The sequence below is a fragment of the Citrobacter sp. Cu233 genome (assembly GCF_030332225.1).
Lineage (GTDB): Bacteria > Pseudomonadota > Gammaproteobacteria > Enterobacterales > Enterobacteriaceae > Citrobacter.
This window is the reverse complement of sequence record NZ_JAOWIF010000034.1, coordinates 62473-85249: the sequence shown is the minus strand read 5'-3', so window position 1 is coordinate 85249 and position 22777 is coordinate 62473. Positions and strand designations below refer to the sequence as shown.

The following is a 22777-nucleotide window of genomic DNA, read 5'->3' as shown; positions in this document are numbered from 1 at the left end:
CGGTAGTTCAGTTGGTTAGAATACCTGCCTGTCACGCAGGGGGTCGCGGGTTCGAGTCCCGTCCGTTCCGCCACTTATTAGAAAATTAAGCCTGCTACTAAGCAGGCTTAATGATAAGAAAATTTAGGGGCGTAGCTCAGTTGGTAGAGCACCGGTCTCCAAAACCGGGTGTCGCGAGTTCGAGTCTCTCCGCCCCTGCCAGAAATAATCCTTAGCATTTTTGCTAAGGATTTTTTTTACCTGAACATTTTGTTCGAGATCTTCCAGTTCATTGTTTCCCGGCATCCTTGCCAGCGTTTTCATTAATCTTCCAAAATATTTGTTTTCAGCAGATCGCGAATTAGCGCATGTTTGTCGCTATTTTGCAGCCAAACCGCATATAGCGGACGTGAAAGCGTCGTACTGTCGCTAACCGTGTGAAGATCGCTTTTGGTTCTGGCCCAGTTGACGGGAAGCCAACTAAACCCCTTAATTACAGAAAGTTGCTGTCTTGCCAGTTCTGCAGAACTGGTGGTAAGTACCGGCACTTCATCTCCTGCAATCAATCCCGCTTCGTGCTGCTGAAAATCCGGTCCCCATTCCAGACGCAGATAATTCAGTTCATCTTTGGTTTGCGAAGGGGCACTACAATAAAGCGCCAGCGTAAAATATCCCAACAGTTGGCTGCTAAATTCGTCCATTTTTGGGGTTTCTGTCGTAATTAGCAGATCCAACTGTCTTTCATGGAGCTGCTTTACTAACGACTGGCGCTGAGCTATTCGCGCTTCAAACTGCAGGCTGGATTGTGGCTCCTGAGATTGGTATAAACGCCGCAACCAGTCATTGAGCATGCATTCCCAAAGGGATGCACTGGCACCGATCGAAAACTCGTTGTGCCGCGAGGTATTCGCGACTTCCTTACGTGCTGCTTGCCACGTATTCATCAGTGTTTCTGCGTAAGGCAATAATTTTTCACCCGCAGCGGTCAAACGAATATTGTTTCTGTGTCGGGTGAACAGGTTCACACCCAGTTGATTTTCCAGTTGTCTGATCCGAAAACTGACTGCCGACTGGGTCAGGTAGAGCGCTTCAGCTGCCCGACCAAAGTGGCGTGTCCGGCTAACTTCCAGGAAAGTTTTTAACAATTCCGTATCCACAACGCGCTCCATAAAATAATTTGTCGTGATGATTTAAATCTTTTGTTTGACGCTCTGTCAAGCGTAACTAATACTCCGCGCCATAAATAGCTCGGCCAAAGAATTAGGAGCGTGCAGGATGGCGGAAAGCTTTACGACGACTAATCGATATTTCGACAATAAATACTACCCTCGCGGATTCTCCCGTCATGGTGATTTCACCATTAAAGAGGCACAGCTGCTTGAGCGTCATGGCTATGCCTTCAATGAGCTGGATCTGGGCAAACGTGAGCCAGTAACTGAAGAAGAAAAATTGTTTGTTGCGGTATGCCGCGGTGAACGTGAACCGGTTACTGAAGCTGAACGTGTGTGGTCCAAGTACATGACGCGTATTAAGCGTCCGAAACGCTTCCATACTCTGTCTGGCGGGAAACCTCAGGTAGAAGGTGCAGAAGATTACACCGAATCTGATGATTGATAAAAAAGGGCGTAAGCCCTTTTTTTATGCCTGTAATTTCTGCAGGTGAATTAATAATCGGTCTATCGCCCGATAAGCAACGGCCTCCTGTAAGTGCAGGCGGGTGATATGGTCGCACTGTTCGATATCCGCAATGGTACGTGCGACTTTTATCAGGCGTAGCCAGGCGCGGATGGACAATCCAAGGCGAGCTAACGTCTCCTCAAGCCAGTGCGCATCATCTCTACGAAGCATGCAAAATTTATGTATATCCTGACTGTCCAGATACGCATTTAACTTATTTTGCCGCTGGTACTGACGTTCCCGTGCAGCCAGAACGCGTTGTTTTACCGTAGCGCTGTCTTCTCCTTTCACCGCGCACTGGCTGAGTATGCCGGGGGGTGGCAAGGGGATTTCGAGGGAGAGATCAAAGCGATCAAGAAAAGGTCCTGATAGTCGATTGAGATAACGCAGCGTCTGTTCTGAACTGCAGCGGTTATGGTTTCCCTGATAATGGCCCGTTGGGCTAGGATTCATAGCAGCAATCAGTTGAAAACGCGCTGGGTAGGTTATTTTAGCCCGCGTGCGGGACAAATGGATCTGTCCAGACTCAATAGGCTCACGTAGTGCATCCAGCGTGCGTCGCTCAAACTCAGGTAATTCATCCAGAAATAATATACCGTTATGCGCCAGGGAGATCTCTCCCGGTGCGGGAATAGAACCCCCTCCCACCATTGCGGTTAATGAAGCACTGTGATGGGGGGAACGAAAAGGGCGTTGCTTCCACTGTTTTTGTATCGTATCGGAATTGACCAGACTGAGGATAGCTGCACTTTCCAGCGCCTCATCGTTGCTAAGTGGAGGAAGCAGTCCTCGGAGGCGACTGGCCAGCATGGTCTTGCCCGTACCCGGAGGGCCGATAAGTAGGAGGTTGTGACCACCTGCGGCGGTGATCTCCAGCCCCCGTTTGCCCTGTTCCTGACCGATAACATCACTGAGATCCTCTGGCGAAGGTTCAGCGGTAAAGTCTGCAGATTGTGGTTTGTCTAAATCATGCTTTCCTTCCAGGAAGGCGCATACCGCCTGCAGGTGATCGGCAATCAAGCACCCTTCACCGTGTATTAGGCCAACCTCTGCGGCATTCTCTTTAGCGACAATGATTCGCCGGCCTGCACGAATCGCTTCGGTTGCACTTGATATAGCGCCTGGAACGCCGCGTAAAGCGCCTGTAAGCGCTAATTCGCCTACCAGCTCATAAGTATCGAGATTATGGGGTGTAAGCTGCTCAGAGGCGACCAGAAGCGCAACGGCGATAGGTAAATCATATCGCCCCCCTTCTTTGGGGAGGTCAGCCGGAGCCAGGTTGATGGTTATCTTCCTGGCCGGGAATTCATACCCGCTATTAATAATTGCACTGCGTACCCGATCGCGAGCCTCTTTCACTGTCGTTTCAGGTAACCCCACCATGGTTAAACCAGGCAGGCCATTACTAATATGTACCTCGATGGTAATGGTTGGTGCATTCACGCCGAGGGCGGCGCGTGTGTGAACAATCGATAGTGACATAACCCCTCCTGATGGAAATATTATGTCGCAATAGATATCGGCAAGATTCTGCATAATTGATGTTTTTAGATGCTTATTCCTGTGTTTTTGTGTAATCAGGAATTGCTTGAGCCATGTCTGGAATCATGCTCGCAAATGCGTATGAGTGTGCTGAGAGAAGGGATCGCAGGTTGTGCTGATGCGCTGAAACGTGAAATATTTTCATTTTATCTTTTTTGTATAAAAAACAACGCTATTTATCTAAACCGTTAACGGTGTCAGAAAAATGAAAACAAAAATATCTTGTGCTATTGGCAAATTCTATGGTAACTCTTTAGGCATTCCTTCGAACAAGATGCAAGAAAATACAAAAATGACAGCCCTTCTACGAGTGATTAGCCTGGTCGTGATTAGCGTGGTGGTGATTATTATCCCACCGTGCGGGGCTGCACTTGGACGAGGAAAGGCTTAGAAAACAAGCCTTAACGAACTAAGACCCCCGCACCGAAAGGTCCGGGGGTTTTTTTTGACCTTAAAAACATAAACGAGGAGCAGAAAGTGAACGGCAGCATAAAATTCTGTTTCTCAAGATTTACGGCGGGGATGTAACTATGAATGGGGCTCAGTGGGTGGTACATGCGTTGCGTGCACAAGGGGTTAAAACCGTTTTCGGTTATCCTGGCGGCGCAATTATGCCGGTTTACGATGCGTTGTATGACGGCGGCGTAGAACACCTGTTGTGCCGTCATGAGCAGGGCGCGGCGATGGCGGCTATTGGTTATGCCCGTTCTACGGGTAAAACCGGTGTCTGCATCGCCACTTCCGGTCCGGGCGCTACCAACCTGATTACGGGTCTTGCTGATGCGCTGTTAGATTCCGTTCCTGTTGTGGCCATCACAGGCCAGGTTGCTGCACCATTCATCGGAACCGATGCGTTTCAGGAAGTGGACGTGCTTGGTATGTCGCTGTCGTGCACCAAACATAGCTTCCTGGTCCAGTCACTGGAGGAGTTGCCGCGCATTATGGCGGAAGCTTTCAACGTGGCGAATTCCGGCCGTCCGGGGCCTGTTCTGGTTGATATCCCGAAAGATATCCAGTTAGCCAGCGGTACGCTGGAGCCGTATTTCACGACCGTAGAAGACGCGGCCGCATTCCCTCATGCTGACGTTGAGCAGGCGCGTAACATGCTGGCGCAGGCGCAAAAACCAATCCTGTACGTAGGGGGGGGCGTTGGTATGGCGCAGGCAGTTCCTGCCCTGCGTGAATTTATCGCACTGACCCAATTACCGGTCGCTTGTACGCTGAAAGGTCTGGGCGCAGTTGACGCTGATTATCCGTATTACCTGGGAATGCTGGGGATGCACGGAACCAAGGCCGCGAATTTTGCGGTGCAGGAATGCGACTTACTGATCGCTGTAGGGGCTCGTTTTGATGACCGGGTGACTGGCAAGCTGAACACCTTCGCTCCGAACGCCAGCGTGATCCACATGGATATCGATCCGGCTGAGATGAACAAACTGCGTCAGGCGCACGTAGCGTTACAGGGCGATTTAAATACGCTGCTACCGGCATTGCAACAACCGCTGAACGTTGACGCCTGGCGTCAGCACAGTGCAGAACTGCGCGCAGAGCATACCTGGCGTTACGATCATCCAGGTGAGGCCATCTATGCGCCGTTGCTGTTAAAACAGCTGTCGGACCGTAAACCTGCGGATAGCGTTGTTACAACGGATGTTGGCCAGCATCAGATGTGGTCAGCACAGCATATGACTTACACCCGCCCTGAAAATTTCATCACCTCCAGCGGCCTGGGAACGATGGGCTTTGGTTTACCTGCCGCTGTTGGCGCACAGGTGGCTCGCCCGAATGATACGGTAATCTGTATCTCCGGTGACGGTTCCTTCATGATGAATGTACAGGAGCTGGGCACCGTAAAACGCAAGCAATTGCCGTTGAAGATCGTCTTACTCGACAACCAACGGTTAGGCATGGTTCGACAATGGCAGCAGCTGTTTTTCCAGGAACGTTATAGCGAAACCACGCTCACCGATAACCCCGACTTCCTCATGTTGGCCAGTGCCTTCGGCATTCCAGGTCAACACATCACCCGTAAAGACCAGGTTGAAGCGGCTCTCGACACTATGCTGAACAGTGAGGGGCCATACCTGCTTCACGTCTCAATCGACGAACTTGAGAATGTCTGGCCTCTGGTACCACCAGGTGCCAGCAACTCAGAAATGCTGGAGAAATTATCATGATGCAACATCAGGTCGCCGTTGAGGCTCGTTTCAATCCGGAAACGTTAGAACGTGTTTTACGCGTGGTACGCCATCGCGGTTTTCAGGTGTGCTCCATGAATATGGAAGCCGCCAGCGATGCGCAGAATATAAATATCGAATTGACCGTTGCCAGCCCCCGGTCGGTCGACTTACTGTTTAGTCAGTTAAGTAAACTGGTAGATGTTGCACACGTTGCTATCTGCCAGAGCACAACCACATCACAACAAATCCGCGCCTGAGCGCAAAAGGAAGAAAAATGACGACGAAAAAAGCTGATTACATTTGGTCTAATGGCGAGATGATTCGTTGGGAAGACGCGAAGGTTCACGTGATGTCCCACGCACTGCATTACGGTACTTCGGTATTTGAAGGCATCCGTTGCTACGACTCTCACAAAGGGCCAGTGGTGTTCCGTCATCGCGAGCACATGCAGCGCCTGCGTGATTCAGCCAAGATCTATCGTTTTCCGGTCTCTCAGAGCGTTGATGAACTGATGGAAGCGTGCCGTGCGGTGATCCGCAAAAACAATCTGACCAGCGCCTATATCCGTCCGCTGGTTTTTGTTGGCGATGTAGGTATGGGCGTTAACCCGCCAGCGGGATACACCACTGATGTGATTATTGCTGCGTTCCCATGGGGGGCTTACCTTGGTGCAGATGCTCTGGATCAGGGGATTGATGCCATGGTTTCTTCCTGGAACCGTGTGGCTCCAAACACTATCCCTACTGCGGCTAAAGCGGGTGGTAACTATTTGTCTTCGTTACTGGTGGGTAGCGAAGCGCGTCGTCATGGTTATCAGGAAGGTATTGCGCTGGACGTGAATGGCTACATCTCCGAAGGTGCCGGTGAAAACCTGTTTGAAGTTAAAGACGGAATTCTGTTTACCCCGCCATTTACCTCTTCCGCACTGCCAGGTATCACCCGTGACGCGATCATTAAGCTGGCGAAAGATCTCGATATCGAAGTGCGTGAGCAGGTACTTTCCCGTGAATCGCTGTACCTGGCTGACGAAGTGTTCATGTCCGGCACCGCGGCGGAAATCACACCAGTACGCAGCGTCGATGGTATCCAGGTGGGCGAAGGCCGTTGCGGTCCTGTCACCAAACGCATCCAGCAGGCCTTCTTTGGCCTCTTCACCGGTGAAACGGAAGATAAATACGGCTGGTTGGATTCAGTAAACCAATAACAAAATTAATATTTCCCCAAAATAATTTACGTTGCAGGAAGACGGCAACGCAGCGAATCCTCTGGAGCTTACTTTAGTAAGTGACTGGGGTGAGCGAGGCAGCCAACGCACCTGCGGCGTGAAGTATGCAGGGGAAAGACAGACGGGAGTTAATCAAGCATGCCTAAGTATCGTTCTGCCACCACCACCCATGGCCGTAATATGGCGGGTGCCCGCGCATTGTGGCGCGCCACCGGGATGACCGATGACGACTTCGGTAAACCGATTATCGCTGTGGTGAACTCCTTTACCCAGTTCGTGCCGGGGCACGTGCATCTGCGCGATCTCGGTAAGCTGGTTGCCGAACAAATTGAAGCTTCAGGCGGCGTGGCAAAAGAGTTCAACACCATTGCTGTGGATGACGGAATTGCCATGGGCCACGGGGGCATGCTGTATTCACTGCCGTCGCGCGAGCTGATTGCCGATTCAGTCGAGTATATGGTTAATGCCCACTGTGCCGATGCGATGGTCTGCATCTCTAACTGCGACAAAATCACCCCCGGGATGTTAATGGCCTCACTGCGTCTGAACATTCCGGTGATCTTTGTTTCCGGTGGTCCGATGGAAGCCGGAAAAACCAAGCTCTCTGACCAAATCATCAAGCTCGATCTGGTTGATGCAATGATTCAGGGCGCGGACCCGAAAGTCTCTGACTCACAAAGCGAACAGGTTGAGCGTTCCGCCTGTCCGACTTGCGGCTCCTGCTCGGGGATGTTCACCGCGAACTCGATGAACTGTCTGACCGAAGCGCTGGGTCTGTCGCAGCCTGGTAATGGTTCGTTGCTGGCTACTCACGCTGACCGTAAGCAACTGTTTCTCAATGCCGGTTCGCGTATCGTTGAGCTGACCAAACGCTATTATGAGCAGGATGACGCTTCCGCTCTGCCGCGCAACATTGCCAGCAAGGCGGCGTTTGAAAATGCCATGACCCTGGATATCGCGATGGGCGGCTCCACCAACACCGTTCTGCACCTGCTGGCGGCAGCGCAGGAAGCGGAAATCGACTTCACTATGAGTGACATCGACAAGCTGTCTCGCAAAGTCCCGCAACTGTGTAAAGTGGCACCGAGTACACAGAAATACCATATGGAAGACGTGCACCGTGCGGGCGGCGTACTGGGCATTTTAGGCGAACTGGATCGCGCCGGGCTGCTGAACAGTGACGTGAAAAACGTGCTGGGTCTGACGCTGCCGCAAACGCTCGATCGGTATGACGTGATGCTGACCAAAGATGACGCGGTGAAAAAGATGTTCCGCGCAGGCCCGGCGGGTATCCGTACCACCCAGGCATTCTCGCAGGATTGCCGTTGGGATACGCTGGATGACGATCGCGCTGAAGGTTGTATCCGCTCGCTGGAACACGCCTACAGCAAAGATGGCGGCCTGGCTGTGTTGTACGGTAACTTCGCGGAAAACGGCTGCATCGTGAAAACCGCAGGTGTGGATGACAGCATCCTGAAATTCACCGGCCCGGCAAAAGTGTATGAAAGCCAGGACGATGCGGTTGAGGCTATTCTTGGCGGCAAAGTGGTTGCCGGCGACGTGGTTGTTATTCGCTACGAAGGGCCGAAAGGCGGACCAGGGATGCAGGAAATGCTTTACCCAACCACCTTCCTGAAATCGATGGGTCTCGGCAAGGCCTGTGCGCTGATAACAGATGGTCGTTTCTCTGGCGGTACTTCGGGACTCTCTATCGGTCACGTTTCACCGGAAGCGGCCAGCGGCGGTAATATCGCGATTATCGAAGATGGTGACATGATTGCGATTGATATCCCGAATCGTGGTATTCAACTGCAGTTGAGCGATGCGGAAATCGCTGCGCGTCGTGAAGCGCAGGAGGCTCGCGGTGACAAAGCCTGGACACCAAAAGATCGTCAGCGTCAGGTCTCCTTTGCCTTGCGAGCCTATGCCAGCCTGGCAACCAGCGCCGACAAAGGTGCGGTGCGCGATAAGTCGAAACTGGGGGGTTAATGATGGCAGACTCACAACCCCTGTCCGGCGCGCCGGAAGGTGCCGAATATTTAAGAGCGGTGCTGCGTGCACCGGTCTACGAAGCGGCGCAGGTCACGCCGCTACAAAAAATGGAAAAACTGTCGTCGCGTCTTGATAACGTGATTCTGGTGAAGCGAGAAGATCGCCAGCCGGTACACAGCTTCAAGCTGCGCGGCGCATACGCCATGATGGCAGGCCTGACGGAAGAACAGAAAGCGCATGGCGTGATCACCGCGTCAGCAGGAAACCATGCCCAGGGCGTCGCGTTCTCCTCCGCGCGGTTAGGCGTGAAGGCGCTGATCGTCATGCCAACCGCTACTGCCGACATCAAAGTTGATGCGGTACGCGGCTTTGGCGGCGAAGTGCTGCTTCACGGCGCGAACTTTGATGAAGCCAAAGCGAAAGCGATTGAACTGTCGCAGCAGCAAGGCTTTACCTGGGTCCCGCCGTTCGATCACCCGATGGTGATCGCCGGACAAGGTACGCTGGCGCTGGAGTTACTGCAGCAGGATGCCCATCTTGATCGCGTTTTTGTCCCTGTCGGCGGCGGTGGTCTGGCTGCCGGTGTCGCAGTGCTGATCAAACAGCTAATGCCACAAATCAAAGTCATTGCCGTTGAAGCTGAAGATTCAGCTTGCCTGAAAGCGGCGCTGGATGCGGGTCATCCGGTGGATCTCCCGCGCGTCGGTCTTTTTGCCGAAGGCGTAGCGGTCAAACGCATTGGTGATGAAACCTTCCGTCTGTGCCAGGAGTATCTCGATGACATTATCACCGTCGATAGCGATGCTATTTGCGCGGCGATGAAAGACCTGTTTGAAGATGTGCGAGCCGTGGCTGAGCCATCGGGCGCGCTGGCGCTGGCGGGAATGAAAAAATACATCGCCCAGCACAATATTCGCGGTGAACGACTGGCGCATGTGCTTTCTGGTGCCAACGTTAATTTCCACGGCCTGCGCTACGTTTCTGAACGCTGCGAGTTGGGGGAGCAACGTGAAGCTTTGCTGGCAGTGACCATCCCGGAAGAGAAGGGCAGCTTCCTGAAATTCTGCCAATTGCTGGGGGGGCGTTCGGTTACCGAGTTTAACTACCGTTTTGCTGATGCCAAAGACGCTTGTATTTTTGTCGGCGTGCGCTTAAGCCGTGGTCTTGAAGAGCGCAAAGAAATTTTGCAGATGCTCAACGATGGCGGCTACAGCGTGGTTGATCTCTCCGACGACGAAATGGCGAAGCTACACGTGCGTTATATGGTCGGCGGGCGTCCGTCGCATCCGTTGCAGGAACGCCTCTACAGCTTCGAATTCCCGGAATCACCGGGCGCGCTGCTGCGCTTCCTCAACACGCTGGGTACACACTGGAATATCTCTTTGTTCCACTATCGCAGTCATGGCACCGATTACGGGCGCGTACTGGCGGCGTTCGAACTCGGCGATCATGAACCGGATTTCGAAACCCGGTTGAACGAGTTGGGCTACGATTGCCACGACGAAACCAATAACCCGGCGTTCAGGTTCTTTCTGGCGGGTTAATGGTTCGGCAATATCTTCCAGAACGCCTCAATAAGCGGCTCATGCAGCCGCTTTTTTTGTGCACATACGCCCAGCTCGAATGGTGTTTTTTCGTCGCTACGTTCCAGTATCATCACGCGGTTACGTACCGGCTCCGGGCTGTTTTCCAGCACCACTTCTGGCAACAATGCTACACCGCAGCCCAGTGCGACCATGGATACCATTGCCTCGTGACCGCCCACCGTGGCGTAAATTGACGGATTGCTGATTTTATTGCGCCGGAACCATAGCTCAATACGGCGGCGAACCGGCCCCTGGTCAGCCATGATAAAGGGGACTGTGGACCAGTCAGGTTCCTCTACGGAAATCTGATTGCGTACCGGGCAAGGCAGTGCCGGCGCTATCAATACCACAGCCAGGTTCTCCAGCATGGAAAAGGCCACCGCGCCAGGCAGCGTTTCCGGCTTCCCGGCAATCGCCAGGTCAGCCTCGCCAGTGACCACTTTATCCATCGCATCGGCGGCATCGCCGGTAGTGAGTTTGATTTCCACCGACGGGTGCTCGGCGCGGAAGCGATCAAGGATCGGGGGTAAATGGCTGTAGGCGGCAGTCACCGAGCAGAAGATATGCAGTTCACCGGACAACGACGGCCCTTGCTGATCGATGGTGTGGCGCAACTGCTGATACTGCAGCAGCGTCTGTTGGGCAAAAACGCGTAGCTCTTCGCCCGCTTCGGTGAGCGTGACCGTGCGGTTATCACGGACAAATAGCGCCTGGCCAAGATCCTCTTCCAGGCGTTGAATCTGCCGGGAAAGCGTAGAAGGACTGACGTGCATGGCCCGTGCACTTCGGCCAAAGTGGCGACTTTCCGCCAGATGCAGGAAGGTTTTTAGATCGCGTAAATCCACAGACGAGCCTCCGGGTTTCTACGTTGCATAAATTGCAATGTGATGTTGTGAATATATCAATTTCCGCAATAAATTTCCTGTTGTAATGTGAGTTCATTCTCGCAAAAGCGAACCGAACAATATACTCGTCGTCTTTCAAGTTGCAGATGCGTTGGCTGCGTCAGCTCACCCCAGTCACTTACTTGAGTAAGCTGCTGGGGATTCGCTGCCTTGCCGCCTTCCTGCGACTCGAAATCCATAGAGTAACGACACACAACATTACGGAGTACACCATCATGGCTAACTACTTTAATACACTGAATCTGCGCCAGCAGCTGGCACAGCTGGGCAAATGCCGTTTCATGGGCCGCGAAGAATTCGCCGACGGTGCAAGCTACCTTCAGGGTAAAAAAGTGGTTATCGTCGGCTGTGGCGCGCAGGGTCTGAACCAGGGCCTGAACATGCGTGACTCCGGTCTGGATATCTCCTACGCACTGCGTAAAGAAGCGATCGCTGAGAAGCGTGCGTCCTGGCGCAAAGCGACCGAAAACGGCTTCAAAGTGGGTACCTACGAAGAGCTGATCCCACAGGCGGATCTGGTGGTTAACCTGACCCCAGACAAGCAGCACTCTGACGTTGTGCGTTCCGTACAGCCGCTGATGAAAGACGGCGCGGCGCTGGGCTACTCTCACGGCTTCAACATCGTCGAAGTGGGCGAGCAGATTCGTAAAGACATCACCGTCGTGATGGTGGCGCCGAAGTGCCCGGGTACCGAAGTGCGTGAAGAGTACAAACGTGGTTTCGGCGTACCAACACTGATCGCGGTTCACCCGGAGAACGATCCGAAAGGCGAGGGTATGGCCATCGCTAAAGCCTGGGCTGCGGCGACCGGTGGTCACCGTGCGGGCGTTCTGGAATCGTCCTTTGTTGCAGAAGTGAAATCTGATCTGATGGGCGAGCAGACTATCCTGTGCGGTATGCTGCAGGCGGGCTCTCTGCTGTGCTTCGACAAGCTGGTGGAAGAAGGTACCGACCCGGCTTATGCAGAAAAACTGATTCAGTTCGGTTGGGAAACCATCACCGAAGCGCTGAAACAGGGTGGGATCACTCTGATGATGGACAGACTGTCTAACCCGGCAAAACTGCGTGCTTATGCGCTGTCTGAACAGCTGAAAGCGATCATGGCGCCGCTGTTCCAGAAACATATGGATGACATCATCTCCGGCGAATTCTCCTCCGGCATGATGGCCGACTGGGCCAACGACGATAAGAAACTGCTGACCTGGCGTGAAGAGACCGGTAAAACCGCGTTTGAAACCGCACCGCAGTTTGAAGGCAAAATCGGCGAGCAGGAGTACTTCGATAAAGGCGTTCTGATGATTGCGATGGTGAAAGCGGGCGTTGAGCTGGCGTTCGAAACCATGGTTGATTCCGGCATCATCGAAGAGTCTGCTTACTACGAATCACTGCACGAGCTGCCGCTGATTGCGAACACCATCGCTCGTAAGCGTCTGTACGAAATGAACGTGGTTATCTCCGATACCGCCGAGTACGGTAACTACCTGTTCTCTTACGCTTGTGTGCCGCTGCTGAAATCGTTCATGACTGAAATTCAGCCGGGCGATCTGGGTAAAGCGATTGCCGAAGGCGCGGTTGATAACGCGCAGCTGCGTGATGTGAATGAAGCGATTCGTGGTCATGCGATTGAGAAAGTCGGCCAGAAACTGCGCGGCTATATGACAGACATGAAACGTATTGCGGTTGCTGGCTAAGCTGCTACATGCGGTGCCGGATGGCGGCGTAAGCGCCTTATCCGGCCTACAAAAATAAGCCCGGTGTTCAAACGCACCGGGCTTTTTGTTAGTTACGGTACAGCACTTTGATGATGTGGTAGCCGAACTGAGTGTGCAGCGGGCCAGTTGGCTCCAGCACCGGGCAAGAGAAGACCACTTTGTCGAATGCAGGAACCATCTGACCCTGACGGAATTCACCTAAGTCACCGCCACGTTTGCCTGATGGGCAGATTGAGTGTTTCTTCGCCAGCTTGCCAAAGTCGGCACCGTTTTTAATTTGTTCCAGAAGATCCAAAGCCAGTTTCTCTTCTTTAACAAGGATATGCACTGCTGCTGCTGTTTTTGCCATGATCGTGCCTTGAGTGGGGTGGTTGAGGCTGGCTATACTACCATGCTCTAAATTTCCCCTCCTGACTTTCATTGAGTGATCTTTATGCGTTTGAATCCCGGACAACAACAAGCCGTCGAATTCGTCACCGGACCTTGCCTGGTGCTGGCGGGGGCGGGTTCCGGTAAGACGCGCGTTATCACCAATAAAATTGCGCACCTGATTCGCGTTTGTGGCTATCAGGCGCGGCATATCGCGGCGGTAACTTTTACCAATAAGGCCGCGCGTGAAATGAAAGAGCGTGTAGCGCAGACGCTCGGTCGTAAAGAGGCACGTGGATTGATGATCTCCACCTTCCACACTCTGGGGCTGGATATCATCAAGCGTGAATTTGCGGCGTTGGGGATGAAGTCGAACTTCTCGCTGTTTGACGATACCGATCAGGTCGCCCTGCTTAAGGAACTGACTGAAGGGTTAATTGAGGACGATAAACTAATCCTCCAACAGCTGATCTCAACGATCTCCAACTGGAAAAACGATCTGATGACCCCGGTACAGGCAGCGGCCAGTGCTAAAGGCGAACGCGATCGTATTTTCGCGCACTGCTATGGTCTGTACGACGCGCATATGAAGGCGTGTAACGTTCTCGACTTTGACGATCTGATCTTGCTCCCGACGCTTCTGCTTCAACGTAATGAAGAGGTACGTGAGCGCTGGCAAAACAAGATTCGCTACTTGCTGGTGGATGAATATCAGGATACCAACACCAGCCAGTACGAACTGGTGAAGCTGTTGGTGGGTAGCCGCGCGCGTTTTACCGTGGTGGGCGATGACGATCAGTCGATCTATTCCTGGCGCGGTGCGCGTCCGCAAAACCTGGTGCTGCTGAGCAAAGATTTTCCGGCATTACAGGTGGTTAAGCTGGAGCAGAACTACCGTTCTTCCGGACGTATCCTGAAGGCGGCGAACATTCTCATTGCTAACAATCCGCACGTATTTGAAAAGCGGTTGTTCTCTGAGCTGGGCTACGGACCTGAGTTGAAAGTGCTGAGTGCCAACAACGAAGAGCATGAAGCGGAACGCGTGACCGGGGAGTTGATTGCTCATCACTTTGTGAATAAGACGCAGTATAAGGACTATGCGATCCTGTATCGTGGCAACCACCAGTCACGGGTGTTCGAAAAATTCCTGATGCAGAATCGTATCCCGTACAAAATTTCCGGGGGGACATCGTTTTTCTCGCGTCCGGAAATCAAAGATCTGCTCGCCTACCTGCGCGTGCTGAGCAACCCGGATGACGACAGCGCGTTTCTGCGTATTGTTAATACACCGAAGCGTGAGATCGGCCCGGCGACACTGCAAAAGTTGGGTGAGTGGGCCATAACGCGTAATAAAAGCCTGTTTACCGCCAGTTTTGATATGGGGCTTAGCCAGACGCTGACCGGCCGCGGTTATGATTCTCTAACCCGCTTTACGCACTGGTTGGGGGAAATCCAGCGCCTCGCGGAGCGTGAACCGATTGCCGCTGTGCGTGACCTGATCCATGGCATTGATTACGAATCCTGGCTGTATGAGACTTCGCCCAGCCCAAAAGCGGCGGAAATGCGTATGAAGAACGTCAACACGCTGTTCAGTTGGATGACGGAGATGCTGGAAGGCAGCGATCTGGAAGAGCCGATGACCCTGACTCAGGTTGTTACCCGTTTTACCCTGCGCGACATGATGGAGCGTGGAGAAAACGAAGAAGAGTTGGATCAGGTGCAGCTGATGACGCTACATGCTTCAAAAGGGCTGGAGTTTCCCTATGTGTTTATGGTGGGAATGGAAGAGGGCTTTTTACCCCATCAGAGCAGCATTGATGAAGACAACATTGATGAAGAGCGTCGTCTGGCCTACGTCGGCATTACCCGTGCACAGAAAGAGCTTATCTTCACGTTGTGCAAAGAGCGCCGTCAGTACGGGGAACTGGTGCGCCCGGAGCCGAGCCGCTTCCTGCTGGAACTGCCACAGGATGACGTAATCTGGGAACAGGAGCGTAAAGTGGTGAGTGCTGAGGAGCGGATGCAAAAGGGGCAAGCCAGCATCGCGAATATTCGGGCTATGATGGCCAAAGCAAAAGCGAAGTAAGTTTGAGTTGGCCGGATGCGTGAAATGTCATCCGGCAATCAAATGCTAATGAACGTCCAGTGGCCAGTGAACATAGCTTTGCCACTGGCTTTCTTGATCGATGAGCTCTTTACCCAGTGGGTGATGCGCCAGCCATCCAGCAGGTAGCGTTACCGTAAGGTGTTCATCTCTTGCATCCAAATGAACTTCCGGCACTAAATCGTCACGGCGACGGCTCGCGAAGATGATCGCAAGTCGTAACAAGCGACAAAGATGCTCAGCGATACGCGGGGGTACGGCGTTTTGCTGGTGGAGCGAAGAGAGATCGACTGGGTTGGTCTGATTTAATAACAGCGTGGCTAACAGTTTTTTTTGCGCGGGGGTAAATCCCGGGAGATCGAGATTGCGTACCAGCCAGGCGGCATGCAGCGGTGCCTGCTTGTACTCCACACTCAAGCCTATTTCGTGCAACTGACAGGCACTTTGTAGCAGTTCGCGGCTTATCGCGTCAAGATGCCACTTTTTTTCTACCTGATCGAGGAGTTTAGTTGCTAGATTGGCAACCCGATGGGCTTGCTCGGTATCGACCATAAATCGACGCTGAATATTACGCAACGTGCGGCTACGAATATCTTGATCTACCGGCAAGTGCAGCATGCCATAGACCAGACCTTCGCGTAATGCGCCGCCAGCGAGGGTCATGCACTGAATGTTCAGTTCGGTGAAAATAGCGATCAGAATGGCCAGTCCGCTGGGGAACACCAATGCTCGTTCCAGCGTTAGGCCCTCTATTTCCAGCTCTTCCAGGCGTCCACAATGAATGGCGCGCTGTTTTAACTGCTGGAGTTTTGCCAGTGTAATACGCTCATCCATTCCCTGCGCCATCATGATTTCCTGTAGCGCCTGTACGGTCCCAGAGGCACCAACACAGACTTTCCAGCCATGAAAGCGCAGTTTATCTGCTACCGGGCGTAGAACCTCACGCGCCGCCTTCTCTGCTTCGTCAAAATTTTCCTGTGCCAGATTACGATCGGTGAAGTACCGTTCGAGCCAGGTAACGCAGCCCATTGACAGGCTAAACAAGGAGGTGGTTTGTGCGCCGGAACCGGTGACCAGTTCAGTACTGGCGCCGCCAATATCAACGACCAGGCGCTGATCGGCTCCGCCGGTAGTATGGGCGACACCCTGATAAATCAGTCGGGCTTCTTCTTCACCGCTAATCACCTGAACAGGACAGCCGAGGATCTCTTGTGCTTTAGCGATAAACGCGTTGGCGTTTACGGCAATACGTAATGTCGCGGTGGCGACTACGCGGATTTGCGGTTGTGGGATATCCTGCAGACGTTCTGCAAACAGGCGCAGACATTGCCAGCCGCGTTCCATGGCTTCAGTGGAGAGTACGTTGTCGTTGTTCAGGCCGGCAGCCAGACGCACCTTGCGTTTGATACGCGTGAGCGTCTGGATGCTTCCCGCCACCTCGCGTACAACCAGCATATGAAAACTATTAGAGCCGAGATCAATTGCTGCATACAGCGAAGTCGAATTCATACACTTCATCCTTCAACCTGTATCTGTGTTGGCTGCGTTCTCTCACCCGAATCACTTACTAAAGTCAGCTCATCGGGATTCGTTTTCTTGCCGCCTTGATACAGGCTGAATGATTTTGTGTATGGCATAACTTTTCTTAACCTGAACGACGACGATTACGTGGGGCACCGCCGGTACGACGCGGGCCATTGCCTGGGCGTGGGCGTGTCAGGCGCAGCGGCTTCGGCAGGTCAGTCATCAGCGCGTCCGGGTTGTACTTGCTGACCGGAATCGAGTGACCAATGTAGGTCTCGATTGCGGGTAAATTCAGCGCGTACTCTTCACAAGCCAGGCTAATAGAATGACCACTTGCGCCTGCACGGCCTGTACGACCAATACGGTGGACGTAATCTTCACAGTCATCCGGCAGGTCATAGTTAAACACGTGCGTTACGGCTGGGATGTGCAGGCCGCGCGCCGCGACATCGGTCGCCACGAGAATATCGAGATCGCCACGGGTGAACTCATCAAGGATACGCAGGCGTTTTTTCTGCGCCACGTCACCGGTAAGCAGGCCTACGCGATGTCCGTCAGCAGCAAGACTGCCCCAGATCTCTTCACAGCGATGTTTGGTGTTAGCAAAAACAATGGCGCGATCTGGCCACTCTTCTTCAATCAGCGTTTGCAGCAAACGCATTTTCTCTTCGTTTGAAGGATAGAAGAGTTCTTCTTTAATGCGGTGGCCCGTCTTCTGTTCCGGTTCAACTTCAACGTACTCGGCGTTGTTCATCTGTTCAAACGCCAGTTCACGAACGCGGTAAGAGAGGGTTGCGGAAAACAGCATGTTCAGGCGTTGAGTGGTTGGCGGCATACGGCGGAACAGCCAACGAATATCTTTAATAAAGCCAAGATCATACATACGATCGGCTTCATCCAGTACCACGACCTGAATCGCGCCCAGGTTGATATGGTTTTGCTTTGCGTAGTCAATGAGACGACCGGTAGTGCCGATAAGAATATCGACGCCGCTTTCCAGCACTTTCAGCTGTTTGTCATAGCCATCACCGCCATAAGCCAGGCCTAATTTCAGACCGGTGGTCTGTGCCAGCGGCTCAGCGTCGGCGTGGATCTGCACGGCTAACTCACGCGTTGGCGCCATAATTAACGCACGCGGTTGGTTCACCTTGCGATCGGCAATCGCGGGATGAGAGAGAAGATAATGAAACGTTGACGTCAGGAACGCCATCGTTTTTCCGGTACCGGTTTGCGCCTGCCCTGCAACATCACGGCCTGCCAGCGTTAGCGGCAGCGCGAGGGCCTGAATGGGCGTGCAGTTATGAAACCCTTTATTTTCAAGGGCTTCTATCACCTTTGGGTGCAGGGCGAAGTCGGAAAACTTCTGTTCTGTTAAATGTGTTTTGCTCATAGTGTGGTAGAATATCAGCTTACTATTGCTTTACGAAAGCGTATCCGGTGAAATAAAGTCAACCTTTAGTTGGTTAATACTGTACACAATTCATTCATGATGCGTCGAGATGGCAAGTGAATGGGTCCACAGAAGCGTACTGAGTACGTGACCAGGACACAGCGCACAGCCAACAAAAAGGCGGCTTGAAGGATGATGTGTAAACACCAACACACCAGGCTTATTCCTGTGGAGTTATTATGAGCGATAAAATTATTCACCTGACTGACGACAGTTTTGACACGGATGTACTCAAAGCGGACGGAGCGATCCTCGTTGATTTCTGGGCAGAGTGGTGCGGTCCGTGCAAAATGATCGCTCCGATTCTGGATGAAATCGCTGACGAATATCAGGGCAAATTGACGGTTGCTAAACTGAACATTGACCAAAACCCAGGCACCGCGCCGAAGTATGGTATTCGTGGCATCCCGACCCTTCTGCTGTTTAAAAACGGTGAAGTTGCGGCGACTAAAGTTGGCGCACTGTCCAAAGGTCAGTTGAAAGAGTTCCTCGACGCTAACTTAGCGTAAGGAAGTATCATGATCGGGCGGCCATACTTCGAAATGATTCGGATGACTGGACGCCCGACTTGAGTCGTGCTAAGTTAGTGTTGACTTCGTATTAAACATACCTTATTAAGTTTGAATCTAGCTTTATCCAATACTTCCCGTTGTTTCTCGTGCGAGAAGTAGACAGATTCAGGGCCTTGTCACTCAATCCGTCTTGTCGTTTCAGTTCTGCGTACTTTCCTGTGACCAGACAGCGAACAGACATGAGTCGATGGCCGTAAACAGGCATGGATGACCCTGCCATACCATTCACAACATTAAGTTCGAGATTTACCCCAAGTTTAAGAACTCACACCATTATGAATCTTACCGAATTAAAGAATACGCCGGTTTCTGAGCTGATCACTCTCGGCGAAAATATGGGCCTTGAAAACCTGGCTCGTATGCGCAAGCAGGACATTATTTTTGCCATCCTGAAGCAGCACGCAAAGAGTGGCGAAGATATCTTTGGTGACGGTGTGCTGGAGATATTGCAGGATGGATTTGGTTTCCTCCGCTCTGCAGACAGCTCCTACCTCGCCGGTCCTGATGACATCTACGTTTCCCCAAGCCAAATCCGCCGTTTCAACCTCCGCACTGGTGATACCATTTCTGGTAAGATTCGCCCGCCGAAAGAAGGTGAACGCTATTTTGCGCTGTTGAAAGTTAACGAAGTTAACTACGACAAACCGGAAAACGCCCGTAACAAAATCCTCTTCGAAAACTTAACGCCGCTGCACGCAAACTCCCGTCTGCGTATGGAACGTGGTAATGGTTCTACCGAGGACTTAACGGCGCGCGTACTGGATCTGGCATCGCCGATTGGTCGTGGTCAACGTGGTCTGATTGTAGCACCGCCGAAAGCGGGTAAAACCATGCTGCTGCAGAACATTGCGCAGAGCATTGCCTACAACCACCCGGACTGTGTGCTGATGGTTCTGCTGATTGACGAACGTCCGGAAGAAGTGACCGAGATGCAGCGTCTGGTTAAAGGTGAAGTTGTGGCTTCTACCTTTGACGAACCCGCATCTCGCCACGTTCAGGTTGCGGAAATGGTCATCGAGAAGGCGAAACGTCTGGTTGAACATAAGAAAGACGTTATCATCCTGCTCGACTCCATCACGCGTCTGGCGCGTGCTTACAACACCGTGGTTCCGGCTTCCGGTAAAGTACTGACCGGTGGTGTGGACGCTAACGCCCTGCATCGTCCGAAGCGTTTCTTCGGCGCGGCGCGTAACGTGGAAGAGGGCGGTAGCCTGACCATCATCGCGACTGCGCTTATCGATACCGGCTCTAAAATGGATGAAGTTATCTACGAAGAGTTTAAAGGTACCGGCAACATGGAACTGCATCTCTCTCGTAAGATTGCTGAAAAACGCGTCTTCCCGGCTATCGACTACAATCGTTCCGGTACCCGTAAAGAAGAGCTGCTTACCACCCAGGAAGAGCTGCAGAAAATGTGGATCCTGCGCAAAATCATCCATCCGATGGGTGAAATTGATGCGATGGAGTTCCTCATTAATAAGCTGGCGATGACTAAGACCAATGATGACTTCTTCGATATGATGAAGCGCTCATAATTCAGACATCATCCGAAAACGCCACGTTTTTACGTGGCGTTTTGCTTTTATAGCTGTAATCTTAACGACACAATAACAATAATACGGTATGACATACCGCCAGGTTGAAAAAGATTCGTAATTTGTATCTTGTGGTTGATAATTATACAGAACCATCGGATATGGAGACGGGTTTCCCTTCTGAATAAAGGTCTTCGTGGTTATACTTCTGCTATTAATTTTCTCTGAGAGCATGCATTGTGAATTTACTGACAGTAAGCACTGATCTCATCAGTATTTTTTTATTCACAACACTGTTTCTTTTCTTTGCGCGTAAGGTCGCAAAAAAGATTGGTTTAGTGGATAAACCCAACTTTCGCAAACGGCATCAAGGATTGATCCCGTTGGTTGGGGGGATTTCGGCTTACGCTGGTATTTGCTTTACGTTTGTGATTGCTGATTATTACATCCCGCATGCGTCTCTCTATCTGGCCTGTGCCGGCGTGCTGGTTTTGGTTGGTGCGCTGGACGATCGTTTTGATATCAGTGTAAAAATTCGCGCAACTATCCAGGCCGCGATCGGCATCATCATGATGTCGGTTGGCAAACTCTATCTTCTTAGCCTTGGGTATATTTTTGGCCCCTGGGAGATGATTCTTGGTCCGTTTGGCTATTTACTGACGCTGTTTGCCGTCTGGGCGGCAATTAATGCTTTCAATATGGTGGACGGCATTGACGGCCTGCTAGGTGGGCTGTCCAGCGTTTCATTCGCGGCGATGGGGTTTATCCTGTGGTTCGATGGGCAGACGAGTCTTGCCGTATGGTGTTTTGCGATGATCGCCGCCATTCTGCCTTATATTCTGCTGAACCTGGGCGTTCTTGGGCGTCGTTATAAAGTCTTCATGGGGGATGCCGGTAGTACGCTGATTGGTTTTACCATCATCTGGATCCTGCTGGAAACCACGCAGGGCAAAACACATCCTATAAGCCCGGTTACCGCACTGTGGATTATCGCCATCCCGTTAATGGATATGGTGGCAATCATGTACCGGCGTTTGCGTAAGGGCATGAGCCCGTTCTCAGCCGATCGCCAGCACATTCATCATTTGGTGATGCGGGCAGGGTTTACTTCCCGCCAGGCATTTGTTCTGATTACGCTGGCTGCGGCCGTGCTGGCATCGATCGGTGTGCTGGCTGAATATTTCCGTTTAGTTCCGGAATGGGCCATGCTGGTGCTGTTTTTAATGGCATTTGGCCTCTATGGATACTGTATCAAGCGTGCCTGGAAAGTGGCGAGATTTATCAAGCGAGTGAAGCGCAGACTGCGAAGAATTCGTGAAGGCAAACCAAACTTAACCAAGTGAATTGAGGATGCGATGACACAACCATTACCGGGGGAAGACGCCATGAGCGCTGAAAATGAACTGGATATCCGTGGGTTGTTTCGTACCTTATGGGCAGGGAAGGTGTGGATTGTCGGTATGGCGCTTGCATTGGCACTTGTTGCTCTCGCCTATACTTTTTTCGCCCGTCAGGAGTGGAGCGCAACGGCTATTTCAGACAAGCCTACGGTCAATATGTTGGGGGGGTATTATTCTCAACAACAGTTCCTGCGCAACCTGGATATTAAGGCCAGCCTTGCGTCAACGGACCAGCCGTCGGTGATGGATGAAGCCTATAAAGAATTTATCATGCAGCTTGCCTCCTGGGACACGCGTCGTGAATTCTGGCAGCAGACTGATTACTATAAGCAGCGTATGGTCGGAAACAGTAAAGCCGATGCCGCGCTGCTGGATGAACTGATCAATAACATTCAGTTTATGCCTGGTGATGCACTGCGGAACACCAATGACAGCGTGAAGCTTATTGCGGAAACGGCACCAGATGCCAACAATCTGCTGCGCCAGTACGTGGCCTTTGCCAGCCAGCGTGCAGCACGTCATCTGAATGATGAGCTGAAAGGCGCATGGGCTGCGCGGACGGTGCAAATGAAAGCGCAGGTCAAACGGCAGGAAGAGGTAGCAAAATCGATTTTCTCTCGTCGTGTTCATAACATTGAACAAGCGCTCAAGATTGCTGAGCAGCATAATATTTCGCGTACTTCTACTGATGTTCCTGCTGAAGAGTTACCTGATTCTGAGTTGTTTTTACTCGGACGTCCTATGCTACAGGCGCGACTCGAAAACCTGCAGTCTGTTGGCCCAGATTTTGATATGGACTATTTTCAAAACAGAGCCATGCTGAACACACTGAACGTAGGGCCGACTCTGGATCCACGTTTTCAGACCTATCGTTATTTGCGGACGCCGGAAGAACCGGTAAAACGTGATAGCCCACGTCGTGCCTTCCTGATGATTATGTGGGGCATCGTTGGGGCCCTGATCGGTGCTGGTGTCGCGTTAACCCGTCGCCGTTCGATTTAGCAATACCGTTGCAGTGAGGGGCT

20 protein-coding genes and 1 tRNA gene are annotated in these 22777 nt (G+C 52.2%); 15 read left to right on the top strand and 6 right to left on the bottom strand.

Translation table 11 applies throughout. The features are described 5' to 3' along the window. The first annotated feature begins 125 nt into the window (after positions 1-125). Positions 126-201 (top strand) — tRNA-Trp (locus tag OGX95_RS13560). Positions 202-302: 101 nt separating this feature from the next. Here OGX95_RS13560 and hdfR read toward each other — a convergent pair. After that, positions 303-1148 carry an HTH-type transcriptional regulator HdfR gene (hdfR, locus tag OGX95_RS13555; protein WP_286629790.1) on the bottom strand — a complete coding sequence of 282 codons (846 nt, stop codon included), beginning with the start codon at positions 1146-1148 and terminating at the stop codon, positions 303-305. 106 nt (positions 1149-1254) lie between these two features. Here hdfR and maoP point away from each other — a divergent pair, with 106 nt between their 5' ends. After that, positions 1255-1593, top strand: a complete 339-nt coding sequence (gene maoP, locus OGX95_RS13550; RefSeq protein WP_003018025.1) for a macrodomain Ori organization protein MaoP — start codon at positions 1255-1257, stop codon at positions 1591-1593. 24 nt (positions 1594-1617) lie between these two features. Here the strand turns inward: maoP and OGX95_RS13545 are convergent, their stop codons facing one another. After that, the gene (locus OGX95_RS13545) at positions 1618-3138 is read right to left on the bottom strand and encodes a YifB family Mg chelatase-like AAA ATPase (protein WP_286629789.1); all 1521 of its coding nucleotides are present in this window, start codon (positions 3136-3138) and stop codon (positions 1618-1620) included. A 352-nt stretch (positions 3139-3490) separates the two neighbouring features. Between OGX95_RS13545 and ilvL the strand changes: the two genes are divergently transcribed. The 6 genes from ilvL (at position 3491) to ilvA (ending at position 10139) form a co-directional block, all read left to right on the top strand. Then, complete coding sequence (ilvL, locus tag OGX95_RS13540; RefSeq protein ID WP_001311244.1) at positions 3491-3589, top strand: ilv operon leader peptide; 99 nt, start codon at positions 3491-3493, stop codon at positions 3587-3589. A gap of 139 nt (positions 3590-3728) precedes the next feature. Continuing rightward, on the top strand, positions 3729-5375 hold the full coding sequence (gene ilvG / locus OGX95_RS13535; RefSeq protein WP_137383193.1) for an acetolactate synthase 2 catalytic subunit: 1647 nt from the start codon (positions 3729-3731) through the stop codon (positions 5373-5375). Further along, positions 5372-5635: an acetolactate synthase 2 small subunit gene (ilvM, locus tag OGX95_RS13530; RefSeq protein WP_003018017.1), complete on the top strand. Its 264-nt coding sequence runs from the start codon at positions 5372-5374 to the stop codon at positions 5633-5635. Before ilvG ends, ilvM begins: the two co-directional genes overlap by 4 nt. Positions 5636-5652: 17 nt before the next feature. Further along, the gene (locus OGX95_RS13525; protein WP_137383192.1) at positions 5653-6582 is read left to right on the top strand and encodes a branched-chain amino acid transaminase; all 930 of its coding nucleotides are present in this window, start codon (positions 5653-5655) and stop codon (positions 6580-6582) included. Between the two features lie 159 nt (positions 6583-6741). Continuing rightward, positions 6742-8592, top strand: coding sequence for a dihydroxy-acid dehydratase (ilvD, locus tag OGX95_RS13520; RefSeq protein WP_286629788.1), 1851 nt, complete (start codon positions 6742-6744; stop codon positions 8590-8592). 2 nt (positions 8593-8594) lie between these two features. Further along, on the top strand, positions 8595-10139 hold the full coding sequence (gene ilvA / locus OGX95_RS13515; protein WP_135523427.1) for a threonine ammonia-lyase, biosynthetic: 1545 nt from the start codon (positions 8595-8597) through the stop codon (positions 10137-10139). On the opposite strand, the gene ilvY is transcribed toward ilvA, so the two are convergent. After that, positions 10136-11026, bottom strand: a complete 891-nt coding sequence (ilvY, locus tag OGX95_RS13510; protein WP_286629787.1) for an HTH-type transcriptional activator IlvY — start codon at positions 11024-11026, stop codon at positions 10136-10138. The genes ilvA and ilvY overlap by 4 nt on opposite strands. Before the next feature lie 275 nt (positions 11027-11301). Between ilvY and ilvC the strand changes: the two genes are divergently transcribed. Further along, positions 11302-12777: a ketol-acid reductoisomerase gene (gene ilvC / locus OGX95_RS13505; protein ID WP_286629786.1), complete on the top strand. Its 1476-nt coding sequence runs from the start codon at positions 11302-11304 to the stop codon at positions 12775-12777. Between the two features lie 88 nt (positions 12778-12865). Here the strand turns inward: ilvC and ppiC are convergent, their stop codons facing one another. Further along, entirely contained in the window at positions 12866-13147 is a 282-nt protein-coding gene (ppiC, locus tag OGX95_RS13500) for a peptidylprolyl isomerase PpiC (protein WP_003017999.1), read from the bottom strand. 84 nt (positions 13148-13231) lie between these two features. Here ppiC and rep point away from each other — a divergent pair, with 84 nt between their 5' ends. Continuing rightward, positions 13232-15253, top strand: a complete 2022-nt coding sequence (gene rep, locus OGX95_RS13495; protein ID WP_286629785.1) for a DNA helicase Rep — start codon at positions 13232-13234, stop codon at positions 15251-15253. A 45-nt stretch (positions 15254-15298) separates the two neighbouring features. On the opposite strand, the gene gppA is transcribed toward rep, so the two are convergent. Both gppA and rhlB read right to left on the bottom strand, forming a co-directional pair. Next, positions 15299-16780: a guanosine-5'-triphosphate,3'-diphosphate diphosphatase gene (gppA, locus tag OGX95_RS13490; protein ID WP_286629784.1), complete on the bottom strand. Its 1482-nt coding sequence runs from the start codon at positions 16778-16780 to the stop codon at positions 15299-15301. Between the two features lie 136 nt (positions 16781-16916). Continuing rightward, complete coding sequence (gene rhlB, locus OGX95_RS13485; RefSeq protein ID WP_137383183.1) at positions 16917-18185, bottom strand: ATP-dependent RNA helicase RhlB; 1269 nt, start codon at positions 18183-18185, stop codon at positions 16917-16919. Between the two features lie 239 nt (positions 18186-18424). Between rhlB and trxA the strand changes: the two genes are divergently transcribed. The 5 genes from trxA to wzzE all read left to right on the top strand — a co-directional run bounded on the left by trxA (position 18425) and on the right by wzzE (position 22754). After that, positions 18425-18754 carry a thioredoxin TrxA gene (trxA, locus tag OGX95_RS13480; RefSeq protein WP_001280776.1) on the top strand — a complete coding sequence of 110 codons (330 nt, stop codon included), beginning with the start codon at positions 18425-18427 and terminating at the stop codon, positions 18752-18754. Between the two features lie 176 nt (positions 18755-18930). Further along, positions 18931-19014, top strand: coding sequence for a rho operon leader peptide (locus OGX95_RS13475; protein WP_101743114.1), 84 nt, complete (start codon positions 18931-18933; stop codon positions 19012-19014). A 78-nt stretch (positions 19015-19092) separates the two neighbouring features. Then, positions 19093-20352 (top strand): transcription termination factor Rho, encoded by a 1260-nt coding sequence (gene rho, locus OGX95_RS13470; protein ID WP_002437993.1) that lies wholly within the window; start codon positions 19093-19095, stop codon positions 20350-20352. Positions 20353-20591: 239 nt separating this feature from the next. Beyond that, positions 20592-21695, top strand: a complete 1104-nt coding sequence (wecA, locus tag OGX95_RS13465; protein ID WP_005133353.1) for a UDP-N-acetylglucosamine--undecaprenyl-phosphate N-acetylglucosaminephosphotransferase — start codon at positions 20592-20594, stop codon at positions 21693-21695. A 12-nt stretch (positions 21696-21707) separates the two neighbouring features. Further along, on the top strand, positions 21708-22754 hold the full coding sequence (gene wzzE / locus OGX95_RS13460; protein ID WP_286629783.1) for an ECA polysaccharide chain length modulation protein: 1047 nt from the start codon (positions 21708-21710) through the stop codon (positions 22752-22754). The last annotated feature ends 23 nt before the right edge of the window (positions 22755-22777 follow it).